This is a genomic window from Agromyces mediolanus (assembly GCF_023715325.1).
Taxonomy (GTDB): domain Bacteria; phylum Actinomycetota; class Actinomycetes; order Actinomycetales; family Microbacteriaceae; genus Agromyces; species Agromyces mediolanus_A.
The window spans coordinates 282,794-300,358 of the sequence record NZ_JAMBNX010000001.1 but is presented as its reverse complement, the minus strand read 5'-3'; the positions used below and the strand labels follow the sequence as shown (position 1 = coordinate 300,358).

Annotated in this window: 12 protein-coding genes and 1 pseudogene; 4 read left to right on the top strand and 9 right to left on the bottom strand. The window is 66.9% G+C overall.

Annotated elements, in window-relative coordinates; all coding sequences use genetic code 11:
- Positions 1–21: 21 nt before the first annotated feature.
- The 7 genes from M3147_RS01455 to mobF all read right to left on the bottom strand — a co-directional run bounded on the left by M3147_RS01455 (position 22) and on the right by mobF (position 12,043).
- Positions 22–2,568 carry a S8 family peptidase gene (locus M3147_RS01455; RefSeq protein WP_251201722.1) on the bottom strand — a complete coding sequence of 849 codons (2,547 nt, stop codon included), beginning with the start codon at positions 2,566–2,568 and terminating at the stop codon, positions 22–24.
- Positions 2,561–3,526 (bottom strand): AAA family ATPase, encoded by a 966-nt coding sequence (locus M3147_RS01450; RefSeq protein WP_034228238.1) that lies wholly within the window; start codon positions 3,524–3,526, stop codon positions 2,561–2,563. Before M3147_RS01450 ends, M3147_RS01455 begins: the two co-directional genes overlap by 8 nt.
- A gap of 548 nt (positions 3,527–4,074) precedes the next feature.
- Complete coding sequence (locus tag M3147_RS01445; protein ID WP_005049385.1) at positions 4,075–4,455, bottom strand: hypothetical protein; 381 nt, start codon at positions 4,453–4,455, stop codon at positions 4,075–4,077.
- Positions 4,456–4,609: 154 nt separating this feature from the next.
- Positions 4,610–6,364, bottom strand: coding sequence for a ThiF family adenylyltransferase (locus M3147_RS01440; protein ID WP_005049384.1), 1,755 nt, complete (start codon positions 6,362–6,364; stop codon positions 4,610–4,612).
- Entirely contained in the window at positions 6,361–7,356 is a 996-nt protein-coding gene (locus tag M3147_RS01435) for an SMODS domain-containing nucleotidyltransferase (protein ID WP_005049383.1), read from the bottom strand. Before M3147_RS01435 ends, M3147_RS01440 begins: the two co-directional genes overlap by 4 nt.
- A complete protein-coding gene (locus tag M3147_RS01430) occupies positions 7,353–8,459 on the bottom strand; it encodes a CBASS cGAMP-activated phospholipase (protein ID WP_005049382.1) in 1,107 nt (368 codons plus the stop codon). Before M3147_RS01430 ends, M3147_RS01435 begins: the two co-directional genes overlap by 4 nt.
- 44 nt (positions 8,460–8,503) lie before the next feature.
- Positions 8,504–12,043 carry a MobF family relaxase gene (mobF, locus tag M3147_RS01425; RefSeq protein WP_251202131.1) on the bottom strand — a complete coding sequence of 1,180 codons (3,540 nt, stop codon included), beginning with the start codon at positions 12,041–12,043 and terminating at the stop codon, positions 8,504–8,506.
- A gap of 249 nt (positions 12,044–12,292) precedes the next feature.
- Between mobF and M3147_RS01420 the strand changes: the two are divergent.
- Together M3147_RS01420 and M3147_RS01415 are read left to right on the top strand one after the other, a co-directional pair.
- Positions 12,293–12,658: pseudogene (locus M3147_RS01420) on the top strand (DNA cytosine methyltransferase); the annotation flags it as partial.
- Between the two features lie 91 nt (positions 12,659–12,749).
- The gene (locus M3147_RS01415) at positions 12,750–13,076 is read left to right on the top strand and encodes a hypothetical protein (protein WP_251202156.1); all 327 of its coding nucleotides are present in this window, start codon (positions 12,750–12,752) and stop codon (positions 13,074–13,076) included.
- 13 nt (positions 13,077–13,089) lie between these two features.
- On the opposite strand, the gene M3147_RS01410 is transcribed toward M3147_RS01415, so the two are convergent.
- Both M3147_RS01410 and M3147_RS01405 read right to left on the bottom strand, forming a co-directional pair.
- Positions 13,090–14,235: an IS110 family transposase gene (locus tag M3147_RS01410; protein WP_013599792.1), complete on the bottom strand. Its 1,146-nt coding sequence runs from the start codon at positions 14,233–14,235 to the stop codon at positions 13,090–13,092.
- A 604-nt stretch (positions 14,236–14,839) separates the two neighbouring features.
- Entirely contained in the window at positions 14,840–15,151 is a 312-nt protein-coding gene (locus M3147_RS01405; RefSeq protein ID WP_251201721.1) for a hypothetical protein, read from the bottom strand.
- Positions 15,152–15,286: 135 nt separating this feature from the next.
- On the opposite strand from M3147_RS01405, the gene cmtR reads away from it, so the two are divergent.
- Both cmtR and M3147_RS01395 read left to right on the top strand, forming a co-directional pair.
- Complete coding sequence (gene cmtR / locus M3147_RS01400) at positions 15,287–15,646, top strand: Cd(II)/Pb(II)-sensing metalloregulatory transcriptional regulator CmtR (RefSeq protein WP_026926287.1); 360 nt, start codon at positions 15,287–15,289, stop codon at positions 15,644–15,646.
- Positions 15,647–15,735: 89 nt separating this feature from the next.
- The gene (locus M3147_RS01395) at positions 15,736–17,547 is read left to right on the top strand and encodes a cation-translocating P-type ATPase (protein WP_285873152.1); all 1,812 of its coding nucleotides are present in this window, start codon (positions 15,736–15,738) and stop codon (positions 17,545–17,547) included.
- The last annotated feature ends 18 nt before the right edge of the window (positions 17,548–17,565 follow it).

Below are 17,565 nucleotides of genomic sequence, written 5' to 3'. Positions count from 1 at the left end.
GGATTCGGAGCGAATCGGACATCACTCGATCGGAATCTCGATCGAGGTGTGGAGGAGGTTCGCCACTGGTGTGTACAGGTCGACGTCGGTGGCGTCGGTCTGGAGTGATACGACGAGGGCGTATCGGATCTTCCGGTCGACGCGTTCGCGGTTCTTGTTGTTCTTCCACCAGCCGCCGACGGGGTAGACGGCGATCTTTCCGGTGTCGGCGAGTGCTGAACCGTAGGTCTCCCAGATGTCTTGATGCAGTGAGCCGTACAGGCGTTGGTTGGCGCCAACGAGCCACGACACTTGTCCGCTTGCGGGGCGCCCGCCGGCTTCCTCGGTGCGGGCTTCACGGTTCACTCGCTGAATGAAATGGGCCTCAGATTCAAGGGGGTCTTGTAGCTCGAACCGGAGTCCGTGTGATGCGTACTTGTACCGCTGCCGCCATCCTCGTCGGGAAGCCGTCGGCTCGATGAAGTAGGAGAGGGTGACGCGCAGGGTCACGGAAGCGGAGCCCAGGTCTTGCAGTACTTCGCGCGGCCAAGGAAGGTCGTGTAGCCGGAACGACGGGACCTTGAACTCATCGCCCTCGAAAGGGGTGAACTCGTCCTGTACGACCAGGGTTACGGACCGATCGGAGGAGAACAACACGCGTTCCTCGGTCGGGACGCCCCAGCCGTATCGGCGTAGCAGCATCTGTTTGGCTTGAAGTCCGCTCTGCCCCGCACGATCGATTTCGTCGCGCATGATGGGTGTCCACTGCGCGGAGTGGACGAGGAGTGCTCGGATCGTCTCGGGCCAGTACTCGGGATAGGTGGCCATGACGAGGGCTGCGAGCCGGGAGGCTTGCGCGGTCGCGGCGCTGGTTGCGTTGGCCGACGCCAGAGCCTGGTCGTTTGTGTGCCCGGTGGTTCGCAGGGACAGCGCCGGGTGATTCGGCTCGAACATGGAGGCGGTGTCATGGAGGACGTTGCCGCCTTCCATGACGATGTCGGGCTTGATCGGCCAGGGCCTGTTCCCGAACGGCAGAGACGTGCGACTGTGGGGCGAGAGGTCGCCCTTCCGCGCGACAGGGGTCCAGCCTGCGAAGGCCGGATCGGTCGGGACCGCGTCGAGGTCGGTGTAGGCGCCGACGGTGAGTGCGTTCCAGGCTTGGCCGGGATCTCGAACCGGAGAGGTGTCGGATTCGGCGAGGTGGTCGGCGACGTAGCCGGTTACGTTTCCGGCGGACACGATCAGGAGTCTTGCTGCTTCGCTGTCTGGTGGCGCGAGTAGCCGGAGTTCGTCGCCGTTGCTGACGACGTTGGCGCCGACGGCCAGTGCGTCGACGGTGGCCGACCACAGCGTGGGCTGACCTGGGTTTCCGGGGGTGTCGGTACTGGTGCTGACCGGCATGCAGAACACCCGGCGCCGTGTCGCTGCGATTTCGGGCAGCGAGACGGCTTGGGCGGTGACGTCTCCGTACGCGCGGGGTTCGTGCGGCTTCTCGGTCTTGGTCGGAAGGATGCGAACCGACTCCAGTCGGTGTCGCAGCACAACGGAGTCCGATCCGAGCAGGTGGCGGTCGACCGCGGCTCCCAGCAGCGCGATGCCGGCCATCTTGGTGCCATGTCCGTCTTGATCGAAGCCGCTGACGCCGATCACGGTGTGCAGGTCCTGGGGTGCCAGGGACTGCTCGATGAGGACGTGAGTTCTCGCTACGCCCGTGTCGAGGTGGCAGACGGCGGGCTGGAGTTCGTCGGCAGGTTCCAGTCGCTTGGCCAGGTCGTCGACGTACTCGGCTTGCTCCTCGGCGGTGAGGTCTTCTATGGAGTCGATGAACTCCGGGCGCCGGATTTCGGCCAGCGGCACCGCGGTGAACGGTAGGACTTCAAGCTGCCCCCACGTCGCCTCGACCCACATGACGTCGCGGTCGACGAGCCGGAGGAGACGCTGCGAGATGGTCAGTCCGGAGGCTTCGGCGAAGCGCCGTAGCAGATCGGGGCCGTCAGCGTTTGGGCGTAGCCATAGTTCCCACCATGTCGTCGTACCTTCTGGCGGGCGACCCTCGGACTGCCAAAGGTCACCCAGGATGGTGGCGCGGATGCGTGCGATGTTCGCGACGAGTTCGTTGTTGCGAGGTTTGCCTTTCGGTGACTCCTTCGCCAGGTAGTCCTCGAAGATCTGCAGGAACTTCGCACGGTAGTCGTCGCTGACCCAGACGGTCGCTCGCTCGGGGATGCCAGAACCCGAGTCCGCGGGGAGAACCGAGAGAAGGAGCCACTTGGGGCGCCTGCGCTGCGGATCGCGGTGCGAGGTGAGCTGTTGGAGAGTGTCGAGCTTGAGCGGATACGCGGGGTCAGAGCCCTCCAACGTGATGATGGTGCCCAAGGCACGTAGCTCGTCGTCTGGGAGTTGTTCTTCACGGGTCTCGTCACCGCTAGAGAACGCGGACTGCAACTCGTTCAGCCGCCCGCCGCCGTGACCGGCACGGTCTTCGACCGGACGAATTTTCGGGTCCGGTCCACCCCGTCGGCGAAACTCCTCGTCTGCCGCTCGATCTTCTACCAGAAGGTGACTGAGGTGTTGCTGCCCCTCAGCCAAGGCTCGCCGCCTGCCGCGATTTGAGCGACTGTCGAATGTCGTCGGCACTCACTCGTGTTCCGCCAGCGAGGATGACGCTCTTGGCGGCAGACTCCGCAGCCCTTACGAGGTCCGCATGGGAGAGCCCTGCCATGTGCTCTGCCAGTGCGGCCCAACGGACGCCCTTGGCGAGAGACCCGAGCCTGCCGCGCATCACGGCGGCGGCCTGTTTCGCGTCCGGCAGTGAGTAGTTGAGAACCATGTCGAAACGTCGGAACAGGGCCTTGTCCAGAATCGACCGGTGGTTGGTGGCAGCGATGACGATGCTCTCGGGAGAACTGTTCTCCAGGAACACCAGGAAGGAGTTCAGGATGCGTCGGGCCTCACCGACGTCGTTTCCTGCTCGGTCGCCACCGAGCGCGTCGAACTCATCGAACAGGTACACCCCGCGCTGCGCGCCCACTGCATCGAAGATGACGCGCAGCTTACTGGCGGTCTCGCCCATGAACTTGCTCAGCAGGCTGTCGAGCCTGATCGTCAGCAAGGGCAGAGAGAGCTCGTGAGCCAGGACTGCCGCGGTCATCGTCTTGCCCGTACCAGGCGGCCCCTCGAACAGGAGGCGATGCGCAGGCTCAAAGCCGTGATCCAGAAGCTGCTTGCGTTGGCGCTGTTCGCTGAGGACACGTCGCACCTGCGCGGCCAGCTCATCCGGCAGGACCAAGTCTTTCAAGCCAACGGCTGGGTGAGAGGCGATAACGAGTTCTGAAAGATCGCCTCGCGGTTGAGCGATTGAGGTGACCTTTTTCGGCCGCTCGACACGTGAGTGATCAACTGCGGCTTTGAGGTCAGCCGCGAGATGGTGGTGCCCCTGCCGAGCCGCCTGAGCGGCAACCTGTAGCGCGACTGAGTAGAACGCCTCGTCGTCGCCGCTCCCGTGGCTTCGTACGAGCGCCTTGAAGTGCTCTCCTGATCCGGCCACCACTCACCTCCCGCCGTACGCCGCGTGTTGTCCCAAGTCTACGGGCCAGGACCGTCAGAGCATCGCTGATCCCCCGCATGCCGACCACTCGGGTCAGCCAGCAGGCCGCCAAGCGCACTGGCCGGGACTGGCGCCGCGATTCGGCCGAGTCCACGCCGTGCTCAGGGTCAGCGCGTGAGGTGCCTTCCGCACGTGCACGGTCGGATCGTGGCGGTCAAGATGTCTGCCAACGTCATCCGGTCAGTGAGGGCGTACGTGCCACGATCGACCGCACAGACGCACACACCAGCAGTGTCGAGGTCTGCCAGGACGTGGGGGGCAACGGGGATCGTCCGCCCGAGACGGTCCAGCCGCGCGATCATCAGGGCTGAGAACTTGCCGGTTGCAGAGTCAGCGAGCAGTCATGTCAGCTCCGAGCGATCGCCGGCTTCATCGCTGTATCTGCGAGTGACATCAAGGTCGAGGTCGCGGGCAGCGCCAGACAAGCGGTCTGCTGCCGCTCGTGCGCCTCGGAGGTAGGCGAGCGGCGTAGGTGTAGGTGGGGGCGTTCATCGGGCCGCCCCTACGGTCATAGGCACCTGGGACTCCGAGCGGTCGCGGGTGCCCTGCCGGTCGCGGTGCCGGGCAATGGCTTCCTGGGTCCGGGCGCGGATCAGGAGGATCAGGCTGACCGGTCCCATGACGATGAACTTCATCGCGTTCCACACCGCCCACAACACGACCAGATGCAACCAGCCTGGTGCCCCCTGGTCGAGGGCGTTGGTGCAGATGCTCGCGATCAGCAGGTAGGGCACCGCGAGGAGCGTCGCGGGGATGCCCCACTTAAAGTTGCGTCGGCGTCGGATCGCGTCGAGCAGCCGGTTGGTGGGCATGTAGCGGCGCAGGTAGTAGCGGGTGCGGGCGCTGAGCGTCCAGATAAGGCGGATCATGGCGGGCCTCTCGTCACACGTGTCTCTCCGTCGAGGAGGCAGTACGTGTATGAGCGCCCAAGCTGGGCCGTCCCGAAGGACCCGCAATCGAGGAGAACCTGCCTCGGCCCCCAACTTTACGCCCAAGCCCGGACAGACGTAAACCCGTGCTATCTCATCCGCGAGTGTCCGACGCCGCGGGAAGGAAGTGATGCCGTGGGCCGGCTGGTGCGTGTGGCAGGGCGATGAGGTGGGTCCCTGAAACAGGTGCCCCTGCCTGTTGGAGGTGCAGGCCGATCATGTTGACGAGTGTCGCGGCGACAGCAGCGAGGTCCGCGGCCGAGCCATGGAACGTGGGTACGGAGCATCCCCTCGTGGGAGTCAGTTCGTCGCCTTCGGCTGCGTCCTCCCAGAGCCGGTGGTACAGCTCTAATCCACCATCGGCCAATACCGAGCGGCCTGCCTGGTCGTCAAGCTCAGACGGCGTACAGGTGTCACCGGGCGCGCAGATGTTGGCGATACCGAGCGATCCTGTCCTGGCGTCGGTGGCGACCTGGGCGATGAGTGCCGTGCGGTCTTCGCCGGCGAGGGTGTCGAGGTAGGTGGTGATGCTGTGGCTGACGGTGGCGTCGATGATGAGGTCCGCGGAGAGTGAGACGGCTGGGTCGGGGACGCTTCCTTCTGCGACGGTCACGGTCAGGTCGTCGCGGATCGCGCGGAGGCGTGTGGCGAGGGCATCGGCCTTGGTCTGGCCGATGTCGGCCTCGGTGTAGTTCTGTCGCACGAGAAGTCCGCCGGTGATGGTGCCGGGGTCGCAGACGGTGATGGCGCTGGCTCCGGCGCGTGCGATGAACTCGGCGAGCCATGAGCCCAGGCCGCCGCAGCCCCAGATGTGGACGGCTCGTCCTTGGAAGCCGTTGACGGGACGGTTGTCGTCGCGTCGGGTTGTGACCTCTTGCCGTTCGTCGGACATGTTGCACCATTCGATGGGGATGTCGGCGTTGATGATCGCGGGGTCGAGGTTGACCGCTGTGCCGTGCTTCTTGGCGAGGCGTCGCAGGGCGTCGGCGGTAGTTGCGGGAAGGCGTCCGCCGAGAAGATGGTGCGGTCCACCTGCGGGGTGCGGAACGGCGAGCACGAAGTACTGCTCGGTGCCGTCAGGGTTTCGTAGAGCGCTGGCGAGGAGCGAGGTAAGGAAAGCGGGCGATTGCGGTGAGACCTCTGGCGGTCGTCCTTCGGCGCGGTCAAGATGCGGGTCGTCCAAGAGCGTCAGGAATAGCGCGAAGGTGGATGCCGCACCGAACGGGAGGTCCCTCGCGAGGACAAAGACGGGTGTGCGGTGTCCGTCGCGGTCGGTCGAGTAGGTGAGGTCGTAGCGGTGCGGTGAGCGGGCGACGAGCCGAGCGATCTGCTGCCGCTTCGGCGGCCCAGGTTCGCGGACGACGATGGTGGGTGTGTCATCGGCGTGGTGGAGCACTCCTCCGACAGCGTGGTACATCGCGGTCGAGGGATCGAACGCTCCGCCGGCAGCATCGGTGAGCCAGTCCCACAGTCGGCTGAGAAATCCGGCCATCCCGGCGGAAGGGCGCCACTCGCGGGAGGGGTCGAGATAGATGCAGAGCCGCTGCCCTTGGAGGACGTGCGGGAAACCGAGGAAGCGTGTGTGGTCAACCTCGGCGCTCGGGGGTGCGAACAGCGAGGGGCGAATCTTGACGATGAACTCCTCGTCGTCTCCAAGTCCCAGCCCACCGGGGCGATGAAGGATATCTGCGGTGTGGAGCCGAAGTCGGAGGGTGGCGTCGCCGTCAGAGTCGAGCCGAGGCTGCTCGACTATCCGCACGTCGCTGGGGTGCTCCCTGGCGAGTGACCTCAGCTCATCGAAGAGGTGCTTCTGCCAAGCCGACAGCGTGGCCCGGTTGCGGCGGCTCATCCCGCGCGGCCAGACCGCCCCACGGTGGAAGCGGCCGCGGGAGCTGCTGCCGGGAACTTCGCGCTGCTGGACGAGGTGGCCGGGGCCTTGAAGCCGTCACCGAAGATGCCCTGCCACAGCTCGATGCTGCGCTCCTTGTTCTCCTCCTCGTAAGCCTCCTCGATCTCGGCGGCGTGAACATGAATACGGTCCCGGAAGTAGCTGTAGGTCGACTGCTCCCACCGATGGTCGAAGGTGACCCCGGACCCGGACGGGTCCGGAATGGAGGGCTTGATCGGGCGCGCCTGGAGCCAGGCGTCGAGGTCCTTTACGAGGTGCAGGAGAGTCGTGGGGACGTCGCTGTAGTAGCCGGGGTCAAGCAGCGTGCGCAACTCGGTGACCTGCTCACCGAGCAGTGTCGTCAGGAGGATCGACCGGGTCCCGGTGAAGGAGTTCTTGTGGTCACGCAGGTACTTCATCAGCCGGATGACCTTGCGGAGGTTGCCCTTCGCGAGCGCGTCCTTGTCCCTCATCCAGTCCGTGAACCCCTGGGGGTCGGTCTGCTCCCAGTCGTTGTCGTCGCGATTGACGATGACTTCGCGTCCATCGGCGAGGTTGAGGTGCGGAACGATGTCCAGGTGCATGGAGTTCGCGTAGACAACTCGGACGCAACGGCACTTGCGTGAGTGCGGCATGTTTCCGTAGGTGCTGTGCCGGTGCAGAGCCGCGTAGACCTCCTCGATGTACTTCTTGGGATCGTCGGCCCAGTCCGCGTTCTCGCTCATGTCGAGCATGAAGTCCGCGTCGAACTCGTTGCTGCCCACCGGATTGATGATGGTCTTGTGCGCCCACGAGCCCTGGGGCGTCTTGCCGAGGATCAGGTGCCCGATCTGCTCGTCGGCCTTCAACGCCTTGTAGACCGCCTCGACGCGAGAGTCGAGCGAGTCGAGCTTCACCTGGCCGAGGTTGACGGTGTCCTTGAGCAAGACGTTGAAGTAGTCAGTGAGCTTCATCGGGAGACCTCCGTGGTCGACGTGCTGGTCGGGTCGCCGCGGTGTCGGTCTCCGATCAACGGTGTGTAGTCCGCCGCGCGATGATCTGCGAACCGCGCGGTGTAGATAGGGCTGAGCTCGCGGCTCACGGACGCGGCGAGGCCGGCGACATCGCTCGGGTCTGCCGAGTCGAGTGCGTACAGTCCGCTCGGCACGAGAGCATCGAACCTGGTGAAAGCGGCCTTGCCGATCAGATGTTCAGCGATGCCCTGTCCGCCACGGCTGCCGGCTGTGAGGATCAGTGGCGCGATCGGCTTCGCCCAGTTGAACAGCCCGCCGCGGTCGAGGCGCTTGGGGTGGTTCGTGAGCTGGTCGATGGTGCCGACGTTGAGCACCCTGATCGAGGCGAGCGGTACGTCGAGCATGCTCACGGCCTCGGCAATCGCGACGACGGAAGGGTTGTTCGCCCACACGCCGCCGTCAATGAGGCGGTGTCCATCGACACGCGCGGCAGGGAAGTAGAGCGGCGCCGCCGAGGTCGCCATCGCGATGTCCACCATCGGGATGCGCCAGTCTCGGGCGAGCCGTGTGTGGTGGGGCGTCTTGAAGATATGCACGGAGCCTCGTTGCACGTCCCACGCCGGGATGACCAACCGCTTCGCGCTGTCTCCCAGCAGCCTTTGGCCGAGCACTTTCGTCAAGGCAGTGCGCAGCGCATCGCCGTCGTAGATGGGTGCAGTGAGTTGGCGAGGCCGCCGCCACAGTCGCCGGCGCACGGCCGGGAAGACCGCCTCGACCAGTTCTTCGTAGTGCCCCACGATCTCGCTCGGGGCGAGACCGGCACCCAGCCCAAGCGCGACGATCCCACCCGCCGACGTGCCAGCGATCAAGTCGAACGAGTCCTTGATGCTGACGTCGAGGTCCTGTTCCAGCCGCGCCAGCACGTGAGCGGTGAACAGTGCCTTGGCTCCCCCGCCATCGAGGGCGAGAATCTGGAAACGATCGACGGATGGGGTGCTTGACTCGATCGTCGTGGATGGAGGGTCCTGCCGTCCGGGCGCGTCGGCCTGTCCGGTCGGCGTCTCGCCTCCGGGATCGGTCGAACTTGCAGGAACTACACCCATGTAACTATTCTACGCTGCCGCACCGACATTCCCTCGGGCTCAGATCACAGGCTCCGCCCGGGAGAAATTCGCTCGATCGAGCGACGCTCGGTGACGGCCGCGGATCGGCGGGCGGCTTCATTTACCCGTGCGAGTGCGCTTCTTGCGCGAGCCGCGTCGATCTTCTGCGCCGCGTTCTCCGGTTCCGGGCCGAGGGGCGAGTCATCGGTGATGCCGTACCGGTCGCGGTAGGCCGCGACGGTTTGGGCGTGCCGTCGCCACGCCGCTTCCTTGCGCGGATCACGGGGTGGCTCACCGAGCGGTTCCGTCCAGGGCTCGCCAGCCTGGCGTGCGGTGTCGAGCACCGCGTCGGCACGGGCTTCGATCAGCTCGCGCCGCTCATCAAGCGCCTGGCGCATATCGTCGGTCATCGGGCCGTCCGCGGATGGGATCAGCCCTGCGATCATTCGTGGTGCCTTACGGGTGCGACCCGAGCCAGCCGGGCGGGCAGTGGCACGAGCCACTCGGTAGTGCAGGACGGAGGCGATGTCGTCGGCATCGGCAAACCCGCGCGCCGCGACCAGCCGAGGGAACAAGGTGTCGAGGTTGTGGTGGTTGGCCTCGGCTCGGCGGAGCTCGGAGGTGAGTGCCCCGAACGCCTCGGACTCGATCGCGGTGTCGGCTTGCTCGGCAGTCAGACCAGAGGCACGGATGAGGGTGGCCCAGCGGTCTCGTTGGGCTGCGGCAGCAATCGTCTCGTACTCGGCGGCGAGCTGGGCGATCGAGCCCCAGTGCTCCTGTTCTGCGGTGATGGTCTCGTGCGCGGACAGCTCAGCACCGGTGTGTTGAAGCACCCCGAACAGGACGGATCGGCCAGTGGCGTCGGGGTTGTCGCCCGGATGTGGCTCGGCGTGCTCGTCGGCCCGGTCGAGGATCACGTAGGCGTTGTTGGCCTGCTTGCCGCGGGTCATCGCGACGTAGAAGTTCTCCCTCGTCGTGGTCGGCTCCACCAGCACATGCGCGGTGTCGACAGTGACGCCTTGCGCCCTGTGCGCCGTGACCGCATAACCCAGATCGACGTGATCGGCCACATAGGCGGCGGGCAGGACGATGGAGCCGCCGAACCTGCGGCCGGCCTTGCGGATCGTGACCGAGCCGTCGTCACGGACGCCGGTGATGGTCCACGTGTCACCGTTGCGCACCCAGTCCTTGCCGTTGCGCAGTCGGCGGTCGTTACGGCGGGTGATGATCGTGTCCCCAGCCCCCGCCGTGGTCCCGTCGTTCAGCTCGACCTCCCGACCAGGCTTCAACGCGCCGTCGAGAATCAGATCGGCGCGGGCGCGGGTGTTGAGGCCGGTCACGTCCTCGCGGGTCTCGGCGACCAGCACCGACACCAAACCTTGGTTCCGGTCCGCGCGCCACGCGGTGTAGGCGGCATCGGTCATCGCGTCGCCGTCGCCGTCGCGGATGCGGTCATGGTCGAGGTAGGTGTCGATCACCTGCGTACGGCCGTGCCGCAGGGCGAGGGACGCGGACTTCTCCCACTCGTGGATGAACCGGTGCACGTCGACCAGCTCGGGTACATCATCCCGGTCACCGACGAGGAGCCCGAACGCGCCGCCAGCATCCACCGACTGGAGCTGGGCGTAGTCGCCGACCAGCAACACCTTCGCGCCGGCTCGTTCGGCGAGCTGGGTGATGCGATCCAACGAGAGGATTCCAGCGAGGGAGGCTTCATCGATAATGACGAGCTGACCCGCCTGGAAGTCAGTTCCGTGGACGAGGTGGTTCTGCCACCACTTCGCTGTGTTCTCCGTCGCAATCCCCAGGTCGTCAGCGAGGACCTGCGCCGCCACGGCGGACGGTGCCAGCCCGACCACGGACCCGGCGCCGTGTTCCTTCTCCCACGCCCTGCGCAGCGCGTTCATGGCAGTGGTCTTCCCGGCGCCCGCCGGGCCCACCAGCACATCGAGCATCCGGCCAGAGACCGCGATCTTCATGAGTGCGTCGGCCTGATCCTCACCGAGCATCCGCCCTTCACGATCAGGCTTAGTGATGACGTTCTCGACCGTCGCCAGCGGCACGGTGGGAGCGGTCAGGGTGCGAGAGCGGTCGAGTAGCCGGTCCTCGGCCGCGAGCAGCAGCTCGGAGGAGAACACGGTGGAGTGCTTGGGCAGGAACACGCTGGTGCCGTCCGCCCGCCGGAACGCGACCGGGCTGGTGGCGAGGTCGGGCGGCGTCAACCGCAGCGAGGCTTGCTCGGCGGCGTCGGCGATCATCCCCACGACCGCTTCGCGGTCGTGCATGGTGGCGAAGCGCCAGCCCATCGTCTGCCGGGACGCCTCGGCCATCAGGTTCCACCTGCGCCAAGTGGAGCGCTTCTCGCCCACCATCTCGACCACGGTCTGGCCGAGTTCGCCAATCGCGTCCAAGGGCACGTCATCGGCTCGCAGCAGCAGCGGCTTGTCGTTGTCCATCACCCCACGTGCCCAGGTGGTGGCGTCGTGGCCGAGTACCCCGGTGGCGCGGGTGCGCCACTCGGCAGTCAGGTCAGCCATCGACCGCACCTCCTTCTCCGGGCGTGTGGCGAGGGTGGCTTGGGCGCGGAGCTTGATGATCGTGGCCGTGGAGGGTTGGCGGCCATGCCGGGCGACGTACTCGGCGATCAGCCGGTCCTTCTCGGCGTCGATGTACCTGGCACGGGTGGAGAACTCCCGGACCAACTCCTCCGGCACGCTGCTAATCGCCCAAGCCGGGTTCCGGTCCCGGCCCATATCGCGGGCCTCCCACTCAACGCCGAAAGTGCGGGTCATGTGATCAGCGAACACCGCCTCGTGCAGCTCCGAGAGCGCCACCACGGCGGCGTGCATCGGACGGCCATCCAAGCTCCGCCACTTGCCGTCGAACGCGGTCTGCACCTTGTTGGAGATGACGACGTGCGTGTGCAGATGGGGGTCGCCGGCGCGGGAATCGAAGTGATCGAACGCCGTCGCCACCAACCCGGTCACATCGACCTGCGCAACCGCACCGTCACCGGCAGTTGCACCCGACCGGGTGGCTGCAACCTCCCGCTCCATGAACGCAACCACCTCCGCAACCGCCGCATGATGCGCCTCACCAATCAACGCCTGCGTCCCGGCATCCGCGACCGCCCACAACGCCGAGGCCGACTTCGGAACCGAGAAGGTGAAGTCGAACCCCGCCACCGCCCGCCGCTTCCCACGTTCGGTCTCCTCGACCTCGATCCGCGCGACCGCCTCGCCCTTGGCACCCGGACTCAGGCTCGGGTCGAGGTCGGCGATCCGAGCCTCGATCCGCTCCGGCACCGACTTGTAGGCCGGGAACGCATGCCCGAGCGGGTCGCCGGTGATCGGGTCACGCCCCATCCCGACCAAGAGCTGGAGCTGGGCCTCCGACACCCGATCCCCGACCGCGAGCTGCCCCTTGCCGAGCGCGGCGACGCCAGAGCCGAGCCACTGGCCCGGCGGTGTCCCCGCCTCCACGTAGTACCTGGTCAGTGGTGTTGAAAGAGCGCGGTCGCCGTCTGCGGCCGCGACGGTGCGCAGCAGGTACATGTAGCCGTCCCCGGCCGACATCACGCGCATCGAGACCGTCACCACGCCACCGCCTTTCGACGGTCAGGTGAGCGGGCGTTGACCGCGCGAACGCTCCGTCAACTTTGGTTGACAAACCTCGACCTGCAAGACGCGTGTGACCTCGGATGGCGGTCAGAGCGAAGGCCGGAGATGGGGGCGTCGGGCGGTGTCGCTCGCGTGGCTCGACGAGCTGCGGGCGTGCCGGAGTTGTGCACCTGACAGTTGGCCAGCTCGGCATCAGTGCTCAACGAGGCACGGATGCCGGGGACGACCTTCACCGGAGTATACTTTATGCACGACCTCGACATCAGCGGCGAACCACGACTCAGGATCGGGTCGCTGTTCAGCGGCTACGGCGGCCTCGACCTCGCCGTCGAGCACGTATTCAACGCCACGACCGTGTGGTTCTCCGAACTCAACGCGCCCGTCGCCCGCGTCTTCTCGCACCACTGGCCCGAAGCTCCGAATCTTGGCGACGTCACGGCCATCGACTGGAGTCAGGTCGAGCCCGTGGACATCCTCATCGGCGGATTCCCGTGCCAAGACGTTTCCACGGTAGGCAAGCGCGCCGGCCTTGCTCCGGGTACGCGCTCGGGTCTCTGGGCGCACATGGCCGTAGCCATCGACGCGCTCCAGCCCGAATGGGTCGTCATCGAGAACGTCCGCGGGCTGCTGTCCTCACCCGCGACGCGGCCATCCGCAGAAGGAGATAACCATGACCGACGCAACCCAGGCGATGCATCCCCCGACGGCGCAACCCTTCGCAACGTGGAACCCGACCCGTGGCATCTGGGAGACTACGCAACTCGACCTCTTCGGGCTCTCGGCGCCGTTCTCGGCGATCTGGCCGACTTGCGGCTGGATGCAGGATGGATCGGCTTACCGGCTTCCCTTGTCGGCGCTCCTCACCAACGCTTCCGCATCTTCGCCCTCGCCCGGCGCACTGTTCCGCACCCCGCTGGCGACGGACTCATCGCGCGGTGGAGAGACTCTCGACCAGGTGCGAGCGAGACGAGGGACGATTGCGCTGATGCTCCTATAGATCGTCAAGTCGATCAGGCCGCGATTTCGAGCTCTCCATTAACGGGCTTGGCGATGGCGTCCGGGGCCGGCAGCAGGCGGAAGAGCTCGCGAGCGAGGTACCGCTTCAGGCACCGGATGATCTCCCGCTTCGACATGCCCTCGGCGGTGCGACGGGCCACGTAGTCGATCGTCGGCTGATGCCAGCGCATGCGCACGATGACCACGCGATACAGCGCGGCGTTGGCCTGCCGGTTCCCGCCGCGGTACAGACGGTGCCGGCTGTTGGTCTTGCCGGATCCAGCCGGGATCGGGCACGCGCCACACATCTTGGCAAACGCTGCCTCGGACTTGATCCGGTTGGCGTTGTCGCCGGCGGTGATCAGCATCTGTGCCGCAGTGTCGTAGCCGACGCCGACGGCCTCGACGAGCTGGGGCGCAGCGGCCGCAGTGAGTGCCTTCAGTGATGCGGCGTGAGCCTTGGCCTCCTCGTGCAGCGCCAGCCAACGCTTCGCCATCGAGGACAGCACGTGTCGCATCGCCACATCCGGGTCGCCCGGCACAACAACGGCAGGTGCGCCACGGCGCACGGGCGGCAGTGGAGTCGGACCCTCCAGCGCCGCGCACGCGAGGATCAGCTTGTGGTCGGTGAGCGTCTCCAGCTCCGCCCGCAACGCCTCGCTCCCGGTCGCGAGGGTCGCCTTGAGCGTGATCATCGCGGTTGTCCGCGCTTGAACGGCACCGTCGTAGGCGATCTTGACCAGCCTGATCGTTTCGACCGCGCCGTCGGCGGTCTTGGGTGTCGACAGCCCGTGCCCAGCCAGTAGCTGGCGTGCAGCGTGCTCGGCATCGATGGTGTCGTTCTTCCCTGCGAGTCGACGTTCCGCGGCCCGTGCTGGGCGGGCGATCTCGTGGACGTCGTGACCGTGGTTGCGCAGGTAGCGCGCCAAGCCGACCCCGTAGGAGCCGGTGCCCTCGACGCCGAACCCGATCAGCCGACCGGCCGACCCGACGAAGGCCAGACAGAAGGCGAGGAGCTCCTCAAACCCGGCGATGGTGGTGGGCACGACGATGTCGCCGAGCCGGCCGCCAAAGCCGTCGATCGCGACCGCTACGTGGTTGTCCTTGTGGGTGTCGACGCCGACGATGACATCGTCACGCCGAAGCTGCATGCTGGGCATCGGGCTGTGGATCCTCTCTCGCACTTTCCGGGCGGGCTGTCCATGGCTCAGCTGGCCGGAGTGGGCGGACAGGACTGCGATGAGGCCCTGGTCGAGTCAGGCTCCTATCAGGTCACTGCCCACCCGGCCAGCAGCCTGGTGAACGCCACCACCCGGGGCCGACACGTCAACGCGAGGGCACCCGCAGGGCCGGTCATAAGCAAGGGTCAGACCCCAGGTGGTGGCGCAGTCACGATGCTCGCAGTCGCACCAGATCATCGACTTCGCCCTCCACGGACCGGGTGGCTCATCGAACAGGAGAGCCGAATCGGAGACGCTGTGGTCGCTGATCGACGGACTGTTCAGCGATGGGGACGCTACGCCGACGCCATCACTCGTTGGGAACACATCACCGGGCGACCCGCGCAAGCGCCAGCCCTCCTGAACGACGCCGACGGCCCCCGCCCAGCACCGGCATTCGTCGAATGGCTCATGGGCCTGCCGACTGGATGGGTCACCGATAGCGGCGACCTGACGCAGAATCAACAGATCACCGCCCTCGGCAACGGAGTGCTACCCCTCCAGGCTGTGTCCGCGCTGTCACTGCTCGCCGCGTGAACGTGGGCTACGCGAGAGCGGCGTCCTCCGGTGCTCCCGGTGTCGTTCCCAGAGCGGCGAGCAGGCGGACCCGGACTCGCTGCTTGCGCTGCTCGAAGAACGAGGTGAAGTCGGCCAAGTCGAGCGGAAGGCCGTCGAGGTCGTCCTCGGCAAGGTACGTAGCTCGCTTGTTCTCGCTCGGGAAGGCGGTGTCCATCCACTCCGCAGGCAGTCCATCCTGCTTCTCGATGTTGGCGGCCCCACCCAGCAACTGAAGGTTCGGCAGCAGGCATGCGGCGGCCAAGTAGTCGTCGACCTTAATCGAGCGGGACGCCGGCACCGAGGAACGGGACATATTCTCCACGACGGATCTTCGAGCACTTCGCCACGCTCGCTGGTAGGGAGCTGTCAACTGACTCGCCGCTCGTGAGGACACCTGGCGCCGAATATACATCGTACAGTGTATAGTCATCGTATGCTGACTATTTCCGATCGACTCGACGTGATGAACCGGCTCGGCCGAGCTATGGCCGACCCGACCCGCTCCCGCATTCTGCTGACCCTGCTGGCCGGGCCGAGCTACCCGGCGGTGCTGTCCCGCGAGCTGGGGTTGTCGCGCTCGAACGTGTCGAACCATCTGACATGCCTGCGCGGGTGCGGGATCGTGGTGGCCGAGCCCGAGGGCCGACAGACCCGCTACGAGGTGGCAGACCCGCACCTGGCCCGCGCGCTGACGGCGCTGGTGGATGTCACGCTTGCGGTCGACGAGAGCGTGCCGTGCATGGACCCGGACTGCGGGGTCGAGGGTTGCCAGGCGGGGGAGGTGCGGGCGTGAGCGCGGTCACAGGTTCGCAGGTCGAGCACGTCGACCTCGACGACCACGATGATGACGATGACCGGCCGTGGTATCGGAGCCCGAGCGTTCTGATCCCGATCGCCTCCGGCGTCGCGTTCGCCGCCGGCCTGGTGTGCGAGTGGACCGGCGCGGAGACCGCGAGCCTGGTGCTGTTCTGGATCGGCCTGCTGCTGGGCGCTTACACGTTCGTGCCGGGCGCGCTGCGCAAGCTGTTCACCAAGGGCAAGTTCGGCATCGGGCTGCTGATGACGATCAGCGCGACCGGCGCGGTGATCCTCGGCTACGTCGAGGAGGCCGCCGCGCTGGCATTCCTGTACTCCATTGCGGAGGCGCTGGAGGACAAGGCGATGGACCGCGCCCGCGCAGGGTTGCGGGCGCTGTTGAAGCTCGTGCCCGACACCGCACTCGTCAAGCGCGGCGACGCCACCGCCGAGGTCGAGGCGAAGGAGCTGCGCGTCGGGGATGTCCTGGTGGTCCGGCCGGGCGAACGGATCGCCACCGACGGCACCGTGCGGGCCGGGCGAAGCAGCCTGGACACGTCCGCGATCACGGGTGAATCGATCCCGGTCGAGGTCGAACCGGGCACCGACGTCTCGGCCGGGTCAATCAACACCACCGGCGTGCTCGAGGTCGAGGCCACCGCCGCCGGCACCGACAACTCGCTCACCACCATCGTGGAGCTGGTCGAGCAGGCGCAGGCCGAGAAGGGCGACCGTGCCCGCCTGGCCGACCGGATCGCCCGCCCGCTGGTGCCCGGCGTGATGATCCTCGCCGTGCTGGTCGGCGTGCTTGGGTCGCTGTTGAGCGGCGACCCTGAGCTGTGGATCACCCGCGCTCTGGTGGTGCTGGTCGCAGCCTCGCCGTGCGCGCTGGCGATCGCCGTCCCGGTCACCGTTGTTTCCGCGATCGGCGCGGCGTCGAAGTTCGGTGTGGTCGTGAAGTCCGGGGCCGCGTTCGAGCGGTTCGGCGGCATCCGCCACCTCGCCGTCGACAAGACCGGCACGCTGACCCGCAACGAGCCCACGGTGACCCGCGTCGTCACCACCGGCGCGACCGAGAATGAGGTGCTGGCGTGGGCGGCGAGCCTGGAAGGTCACAGCACGCACCCGCTGGCTGCCGCGATCACGAAGGCCGTCCCCGACGCCCCGACCGCGCACGACGTCACCGAGACCGCCGGGCGCGGCATCACCGGCACGCTCGGTAGTGCCCGTCTCGCCGTCGGTAGCCCCCGCTGGCTGGATGCCGGATCACTGGCCGACCAGGTGCGGGCGATGGAGTCCGAGGGGATGACCGTCGTCATCGTGCACCGAGGCGACCAGCCGGCCGGGGCGATCGGGGTGCGTGACGAACTGCGCCCAGAGGTTCCCGAGGTCATCGCCACGCTGAACCGCCGCGGGATCGGGGTGACGATGCTCACCGGCGACAACGCCCGCACCGCCGCAGCGCTGGCCGACCAGGCCGGCATCAGGGACGTGCGCGCCGAGCTGCGCCCCGAGGACAAGGCCACCGCCGTCGCGAAGTTGTCGAAGTCTCAGCCCACTGCCATGATCGGGGACGGCATCAACGACGCTCCCGCGCTGGCGGCCGCGGATGTGGGGATCGCTATGGGAGCCAAGGGCGCCGATGCTGCGATCGAGTCGGCCGACGTCGCGTTCACCGGCCACGACCTGCGCCTCATCCCACAGGCCCTCGCCCACGCCCGCCGCGGCCGCAACATCATCAACCAGAACGTCGTGTTGTCGATCGCGATCATCGTGGCGCTGCTGCCGCTCGCGATCACCGGAGTCCTCGGGCTCGCCGCGGTCGTGCTTGTACACGAGGTCGCTGAAGTCGTCGTCATCCTCAACGGGCTCCGCGCGGCGCGGCGCACGAAGGCATGACCGATCCCCTTGACGGCT